The 6,727-nt window shown below is 71.5% G+C and carries 6 protein-coding genes; 3 read left to right on the top strand and 3 right to left on the bottom strand.

The genetic code is table 11. The features are described 5' to 3' along the window. Position 1 precedes the first annotated feature (1 nt). Together KBX71_RS11935 and KBX71_RS11930 are read right to left on the bottom strand one after the other, a co-directional pair. Entirely contained in the window at positions 2 to 1,441 is a 1,440-nt protein-coding gene (locus tag KBX71_RS11935; protein WP_210817984.1) for a GuaB1 family IMP dehydrogenase-related protein, read from the bottom strand. Positions 1,442 to 1,554: 113 nt separating this feature from the next. After that, complete coding sequence (locus KBX71_RS11930) at positions 1,555 to 2,151, bottom strand: LysE/ArgO family amino acid transporter (protein ID WP_210817983.1); 597 nt, start codon at positions 2,149 to 2,151, stop codon at positions 1,555 to 1,557. 70 nt (positions 2,152 to 2,221) lie between these two features. Between KBX71_RS11930 and KBX71_RS11925 the strand changes: the two genes are divergently transcribed. Further along, on the top strand, positions 2,222 to 3,115 hold the full coding sequence (locus KBX71_RS11925) for a LysR family transcriptional regulator ArgP (RefSeq protein ID WP_210817982.1): 894 nt from the start codon (positions 2,222 to 2,224) through the stop codon (positions 3,113 to 3,115). 16 nt (positions 3,116 to 3,131) lie between these two features. Here the strand turns inward: KBX71_RS11925 and KBX71_RS11920 are convergent, their stop codons facing one another. Beyond that, positions 3,132 to 4,883 (bottom strand): biotin carboxylase N-terminal domain-containing protein, encoded by a 1,752-nt coding sequence (locus tag KBX71_RS11920; RefSeq protein ID WP_210817981.1) that lies wholly within the window; start codon positions 4,881 to 4,883, stop codon positions 3,132 to 3,134. 150 nt (positions 4,884 to 5,033) lie between these two features. Between KBX71_RS11920 and KBX71_RS11915 the strand changes: the two genes are divergently transcribed. Continuing rightward, positions 5,034 to 5,642, top strand: a complete 609-nt coding sequence (locus KBX71_RS11915) for a PadR family transcriptional regulator (protein ID WP_210817999.1) — start codon at positions 5,034 to 5,036, stop codon at positions 5,640 to 5,642. Positions 5,643 to 5,766: 124 nt separating this feature from the next. Then, positions 5,767 to 6,726 carry an ATP-binding cassette domain-containing protein gene (locus tag KBX71_RS11910; RefSeq protein ID WP_210817980.1) on the top strand — a complete coding sequence of 320 codons (960 nt, stop codon included), beginning with the start codon at positions 5,767 to 5,769 and terminating at the stop codon, positions 6,724 to 6,726. The last annotated feature ends 1 nt before the right edge of the window (position 6,727 follow it).

Raw genomic sequence — 6,727 nt, 5'->3', positions numbered from 1 at the left:
GTTACCAGCTGGTGGGGAGGGGCATTCCTTCGGTGAAGCCGGCGGCGCTCTGCACGCCGACGATCGCCCGCTCGTGGAACTGGGTCAGGTCTCGTGCTCCGGCGTAGGTGAAGGCGCTGCGTACCCCGGCGATGATCTCGTCGATCAGGTCCTCGACACCGGGGCGGGCTGGGTCCAGGTGCATCCGGGCCGAGGAGATGCCCTCCTCGAACACCGCCTTGCGAGCCCGGTCGTACGGGCTGTCGTCGGCGGTTCGGGCGCTGACCGCCCGAGCCGAGGCCATCCCGAAGCTCTCCTTGTACCGCCGGCCGTCCGCGTCGGTGTACAGGTCACCGGGGGACTCGTAGGTGCCGGCGAACCAGGAGCCGATCATCACGTTCGACGCGCCGGCGGCGAGCGCGAGCGCGACGTCCCGGGGGTGCCGCACCCCGCCGTCGGCCCACACGTGCCGGCCCAGTTGGCGGGCGGCGGCCGCGCAGTCGAGTACGGCGGAGAACTGCGGCCGACCCACGCCGGTCATCATCCGCGTGGTGCACATCGCGCCGGGGCCGACGCCCACCTTGATGATGTCCGCCCCCGCCTCCACCAGGTCGCGTACGCCCTCGGCGGTGACCACGTTGCCGGCCGCCACCGGCACCCCCGGGTCCAGCTTGCGGACCGCCTGGAGTGCGGAGATCATCCGCGCTTGGTGGCCGTGCGCGGTGTCCACGACCAGCGTGTCCACGCCCGCCTCCAGCAACGCCGAGGCCTTGCCTGTCACGTCACCGTTGATGCCGACGGCCGCCGCGATCCGAAGCCGGCCCCGGTCGTCCACGGCCGGCGTGTAGAGGGTGGCCCGCAACGCGCCCTGTCGGGTCAGCACCCCGACCAGCCGACCCTCGGTGTCGACCACCGGGGCGAGTCGGCGACGGCCCGCCGAGAGCCTGTCGAACCCGGTGCGCGGATCCGCGTCCGCCGGGACGGTGTGCAGCTCGGTGGACATCACGTGACGCAGTTGGGCGAACCGGTCCACGCCCGTGGTGTCGGCCTCGGTGACCACACCCATCGGCCGGCCGGCGACGTCGACCACGATCACCGCACCGTGCGAGCGCTTGGGCAGCAGGTGGATGGCGTCGCCCACGGTCTCGGTCGGGCCCAGCGTGATCGGCGTGTCGTAGACCAGGTGGCGCTGTTTGACCCAGGCGACGACATTCGCCACCACCTCGATCGGAATGTCCTGCGGGATCACCGCGATGGCACCTCGGCGGGCGACCGTCTCCGCCATCCGCCGTCCGGCGACCGCTGTCATGTTCGACACCACCAGCGGAATGGTGGTGCCGGTGCCGTCGCCGGTGGAGAGGTCGACGTCGAGCCGGGAACCAAGGTCGGAGCGGGCCGGCGCCATGAAGACGTCGGTATAGGTCAGGTCGTGCGCGGGAGCCGCGCCGTGAAGGAACCGCACCCGGCAATCATTCCCGCTCACGGTCGGTTCCACCGCCGGTGGTAGTGGAAAACACTCGCACCGCCGTTGGTCCTGGTCCCGGTGGCATCCTCGGTGCTCGCCGTACGAGCCGGTCATGCCACCAGGAGTGCCACGGCGAGGCCGGCCATCACGACGGCGATGATCGCGTCCAGCACCCGCCAGGCGACGGCACGGGCCAGCAGCGGTGCGAGGCGCTGCGCGCCGACGCCGAGCGCGGTGAACCAGACCGCACTGGCCAGGGTGGCGCCAGCGCCGAAGACCCACCGGTGTGGGTGTTGTTGGGCCACGCCGCCGAGGAGCAGCACGGTGTCCAGGTAGACGTGGGGATTCAGGTAGGTGAGGGCGGCGCAGGCGAGCAGTGTCGCTCCCAACGTTGTCGGCGGCCGATCGGTGGGCAGTAGGGCGCCGGGACGCAGGGCGCGGCGGGCGGCGAGCCCCGCGTAGCAGAGCAGGAAGGCCGCACCGCCCCAGCGGATCGCCACGAGGAGGCCCGGTCGGTCGGTCACCAACGAACCGAACCCGGCCACCCCCGCCATGATCAGCAGCGCGTCCGACGCGGCGCAGGTCAGCACCACGGGTACGACGTGTTCGCGTCGGAGGCCCTGGCGCAGGACGAAGGCGTTCTGGGCGCCGATGGCGACGATGAGGGCGATGGCGATCGAGAAGCCGGCGACGGCGGAGGTGAGCACGGAATCGACGCTAGGGCTGCCGGCAGCCATCAGTCCAACTAAAGATTCTGACGTAACCTAAGCTCTGCTGATGCATGGTCTCGACTCGACGCAGCTGCGGACGCTCGCGGCAGTGGTGGCGGAGGGCAGCTTCGACGCGGCGGCCCGGCTGCTGCACGTCACACCGTCGGCGGTGAGCCAACGGATCAAGGCGCTGGAGGAGACGGTCGGCCAGGTGCTGGTCCGCCGCGCCCGACCGTGCGTGGCAACCGACGCGGGTCGCCCGCTGCTGCGTCTGGCCGGCCAGCTCGCGCTGCTCGAACGGGAGGCGCTGGCCGACGCTCGCGGCCCGCTGGCCGGCGGTGGCCTGATCCGGGTCGCCGTGGTGGTCAACGCGGACTCGCTGGCCACCTGGTTCCCGGCCGCGCTGGCCCGGTTGCCGCAGCGGGCCGGGCTCTCGTTCGACCTGCGGCAGGACGATCAGGACCACACCGCCGAGTTGCTCCGCGACGGTTCGGTGACGGCGGCGGTCACCGCCCAGCGGGAGGCCGTGCAGGGCTGCCGGGTGCTGCGGCTCGGGGCCATGCGCTACCGCGCGCTCGCCGCGCCGGAATTCGCGGCGTCCCACTTCGGTGCGGGACTCACCGCGTCCGCGCTGGCGGGCGCGCCGCTGCTCGTCTTCGACCGGAAGGACCGGGTGCAACACCGTTTCATCCGGGCGGTGACGGGCCGGCCGCTCGACCCGCCGGTGCACTACGTGCCGTCGGTGCCGGCCTTCAGTGCGGCGATCCGGCTCGGGTTGGGCTGGGGCCTGGTGCCGGAACAGATCGCCGGGGATGACCTGGCCGCCGGTCGCTGTGTCGACCTCGCGCCGGGTCGCCACCTGGACGTCCCGCTGTACTGGCAGCACTGGCGGCTGGAGTCCGACGTGCTGAACGCCCTCACCGCCGCCGTCCGCGCGGTCGCCACCGAAACCCTGCGCTGACTGCCCGCCGGGCGGCTCAGGCGATGGTGCAGATGGGGGCGCCAGCGGTGATCACGGCGCCGACCTCGGCGCTGAGACCGCTGACAGTGCCCGCCTTGTGCGCGTGCAGCGGCTGCTCCATCTTCATCGCCTCCAACACCACGACCAGGTCACCCTCGGCCACGGTGTCGCCGTCCGCCACGGCGACCTTGACGATGGTGCCCTGCATCGGCGAGGTGAGCGCGTCGCCGCCGACCGGTGCGCCGGCCTTGGCGCCGCCGCCGCGCCGGGTCGGCTTGCGAGAGGCGGGTGCCGCGGTGGTCGTACTCCCGCCGAAGCCGGCGGGGAGGCTGACCTCGAGGCGCTTGCCGCCCACCTCGACCACGACGGTGTCGCGCTCGGCCGGCGCCTCGGCGGCGCCGGCGGCGGCGGTGAAGGGCGGCACGGTGTTGTGGAACTCGGTTTCGATCCACCGGGTGTGCACTGTGAACGGCTCGGCGGTGAACGCCTCGTCCCGCACGACGAGCCGGTGGAACGGCAGCGCGGTCGCCATCCCGTCGAGGACCATCTCGTCGAGGGCGCGGCGGGCGCGCTCCAGCGCCTCGGTCCGCGTCTCACCCGTGATGATCACCTTGGCGAGCAGTGAGTCGAAGTTGCCGCCGATCACGTCACCGGCCGAGATGCCGGTGTCGACCCGGACACCCGGCCCAGTGGGTAGGCGCAGCGCGGTGACAGTGCCCGGGGCGGGCAGGAAGTTGCGGCCCGGGTCCTCGCCGTTGATCCGGAACTCGATCGCGTGCCCGCGCGGCGTCGGGTCCTCGGTGATCCGCAGCTTCTCGCCGTCGGCGATCCGGAACTGCTCGCGGACCAGGTCGATGCCTGCGGTCTCCTCGGTGACCGGGTGCTCGACCTGGAGTCGGGTGTTGACCTCCAGGAAGGAGATGGTGCCGTCGACGCCGACCAGGTATTCCACAGTGCCGGCGCCGTGGTAGCCGGCTTCGCGGCAGATCGCCTTCGCGCTCTCGTGGATCTGCGCGCGCTGGGCGTCGGTGAGGAACGGCGCGGGCGCCTCCTCGACGAGCTTCTGGTGGCGTCGCTGCAACGAGCAGTCCCGGGTGCCCACCACGATCACGTTGCCGTGCTGGTCGGCGAGGACCTGCGCCTCGACGTGCCGGGGCTGGTCCAGGTACCGCTCGACGAAGCACTCGCCCCGACCGAACGCCGCAACCGCCTCGCGGGTGGCCGACTCGAACAGCTGGGGGATCTCCTCCATCGTGCGGGCGACCTTGAGGCCGCGCCCGCCGCCACCGAAGGCGGCCTTGATGGCCACCGGCAGGCCGTGGTCGACGGCGAACGCCATCACCTCGTCGGGGCTGGCCACCGGGTCAGGGGTGCCGGGGACCAGTGGCGCGCCGGCCCGCTGGGCGATGTGCCGGGCGGTGACCTTGTCGCCCAGGTCGCGGATCGCCTGCGGGGTGGGGCCGATCCAGGTCAGCCCGGCGTCGGTGACGGCCTGGGCGAAGTCGGCGTTCTCGCTGAGAAAGCCATAACCCGGGTGTACGGCGTCGGCGCCGGCCCGAGCGGCGACGTCGAGCAGCTTGTCGATGCGCAGGTAGGTCTCGGTCGCGCTGTCCCCGCCGAGCGCGTACGCCTCGTCCGCGAGGGTGGCGTGCAGGGCGTCGCGGTCGGAGTCCGCGTACACGGCGACGCTGCCCAGGCCAGCGTCGCGGCACGCGCGGATCACCCGGACGGCGATCTCGCCGCGGTTGGCGATGAGTACCTTGCGCACCTTCGTGGCTCCTCCCGGGCAGGTTACTGACGGGGAGTGTATCGGCCGCCCACGACGCCCCTAACGATCGCTCAGTGTGGGATGCCGCACTGCACCCGGCACGGTTTAGTCAAACTTGGCTATTACGCTTATCGGGTGTCTTCGACTCGGATGATGATTCTCGGTCTGGTGCGGTGGATGCAGCCCGTGCACGGCTATGACGTGCGCCGCGAGCTGCTGAGCTGGAGCGCCGACAAGTGGGCGAACGTGCAACCCGGATCGATCTATCACGCCCTGCGCAAGCTCACCGAGGAAGGGCTGCTCCGCGCCGTCGCGACCGAGCAGGTCGGCGCCCGTCCGGCGCGCACCACGTACGAGGTGACCCCCAAGGGGGAGGACGAGTTCGAGACGCTGCTGCGCAACCTCTGGTGGAACATCAGCGAGCCGACCGACCCCTTCACGGCGGCGTTCTCCTTCCTGCCGGCGATGCCGCGCGCCGAGGCGACCGCGGCCCTGCGGAACCGGGCCAACCTGCTCCGCGCCAACGTCGCCTCGATGCGTGCCTCGCTGGATTCGGACTGGATCCGCAGCGCCAAGCCGGTGCACGTCAGTTGGATGATCGAGCTCTGGTCCGCCCGCGCGGAGGCGGAGATCGGGTGGTGCGAGCGGATCGCGGAACGTGTCGAATCCGGAGTGTCGTACCTGCCTGCTGAGCTGGAGAACGCGGATGGTTGGCCGGGGTGGCGGGACGGCGAGGAGCGGCCCGCACCCAACGCGTAATAATCAACGTTGACTAAAAAAGCTATATCGCGTTAGCCTGCTGACGGCACAGCGGGGGAGTGCGCCGTCCGGCGTCGTCCCACTCGACGGCCGGCCCGACCGGCCCGAACGACCAGGAGCAGAAATGATCGAGACCAGGGGGCTGCGGAAGTCGTTCCGCTCCCGCGCGGGTCGAGAGACGAAGACGGTGGACGCCGTGCGGGGCGTCGACCTCGAGGTCGCCGAGGGCGAGATCTTTGGCTTTCTCGGCCCGAACGGCGCCGGCAAGACCACCACGCTGCGGATGCTCGCCACGCTGATCGAGCCGGACGGCGGCGAGGCCACCATCGCGGGCGCCGACCTGCGCAAGGACCCGGCCGAGGTGCGCCGCCGCATCGGGTACGTCCCGCAGGGCGGCAGCACCTGGGACGAGTCCACCGCCCGCGAGGAGCTGGTGCTGCACGCCCGGATGTACGGCATCAGCAAGGCCGACGCGCAGCGGCGCGCAGCCCGCGCCCTCGATGCCTTCCAGCTCACGGAGTACGCCGACCGCAAGTGCAAGACCTACTCGGGCGGCCAGCGCCGTCGGGTGGAGATCGCCCTCGGCATCATCCACGAGCCGAAGATCGTCTTCCTGGACGAGCCGACCACCGGCCTCGACCCGCAGAGCCGCGCCCACATGTGGGACGAGATCCGGCGGCTACGCGGCGACGGGATGACCGTCTTCATCACCACGCACTACCTGGACGAGGCCGACGCGCTCTGCGACCGGATCGCGATCATGGACAACGGCGAGGTGGTGGCCGAGGGCACGCCAACCGAGCTCAAGCGGGAAATCTCCGGCGACGTGGTGCTGGTCGGCCTCGACCTGGCCGCCACCCCGCAGGCCGCCCAGACACTCGACGGCGAGCCGTACGTCAACAAGCTGGAGACCGTCGACGAGGGCGGCCTGCGCCTCTACGTCGACGAGGGCGCCACCGCCATTCCGCAGGTGCTGCGCCGACTCGACCACGCCGGGCTGGAACTGCGCTCGATCGAGCTGCACCGACCCAGCCTGGACGACGTCTTCCTCACCAAGACCGGCCGCTCGCTGCGCGAGTCCTGAC

The sequence above is a fragment of the Micromonospora sp. D93 genome, from assembly GCF_018070365.1.
Lineage (GTDB): Bacteria > Actinomycetota > Actinomycetes > Mycobacteriales > Micromonosporaceae > Micromonospora > Micromonospora ureilytica.
Note: the sequence above shows the minus strand (reverse complement) of the source record. Positions and strands in the feature narration are given on the sequence as shown.

Bases quoted from the DNA above. Each gene is read 5' to 3' on its own strand.
- KBX71_RS11915 (WP_210817999.1), top strand. From the start codon at position 5,034: ATGATGATTCTCGGTCTGGTGCGGTGGATGCAGCCCGTGCACGGCTAT.
- KBX71_RS11925 (WP_210817982.1), top strand. From the start codon at position 2,222: ATGCATGGTCTCGACTCGACGCAGCTGCGGACGCTCGCGGCAGTGGTG.
- KBX71_RS11910 (WP_210817980.1), top strand. From the start codon at position 5,767: ATGATCGAGACCAGGGGGCTGCGGAAGTCGTTCCGCTCCCGCGCGGGT.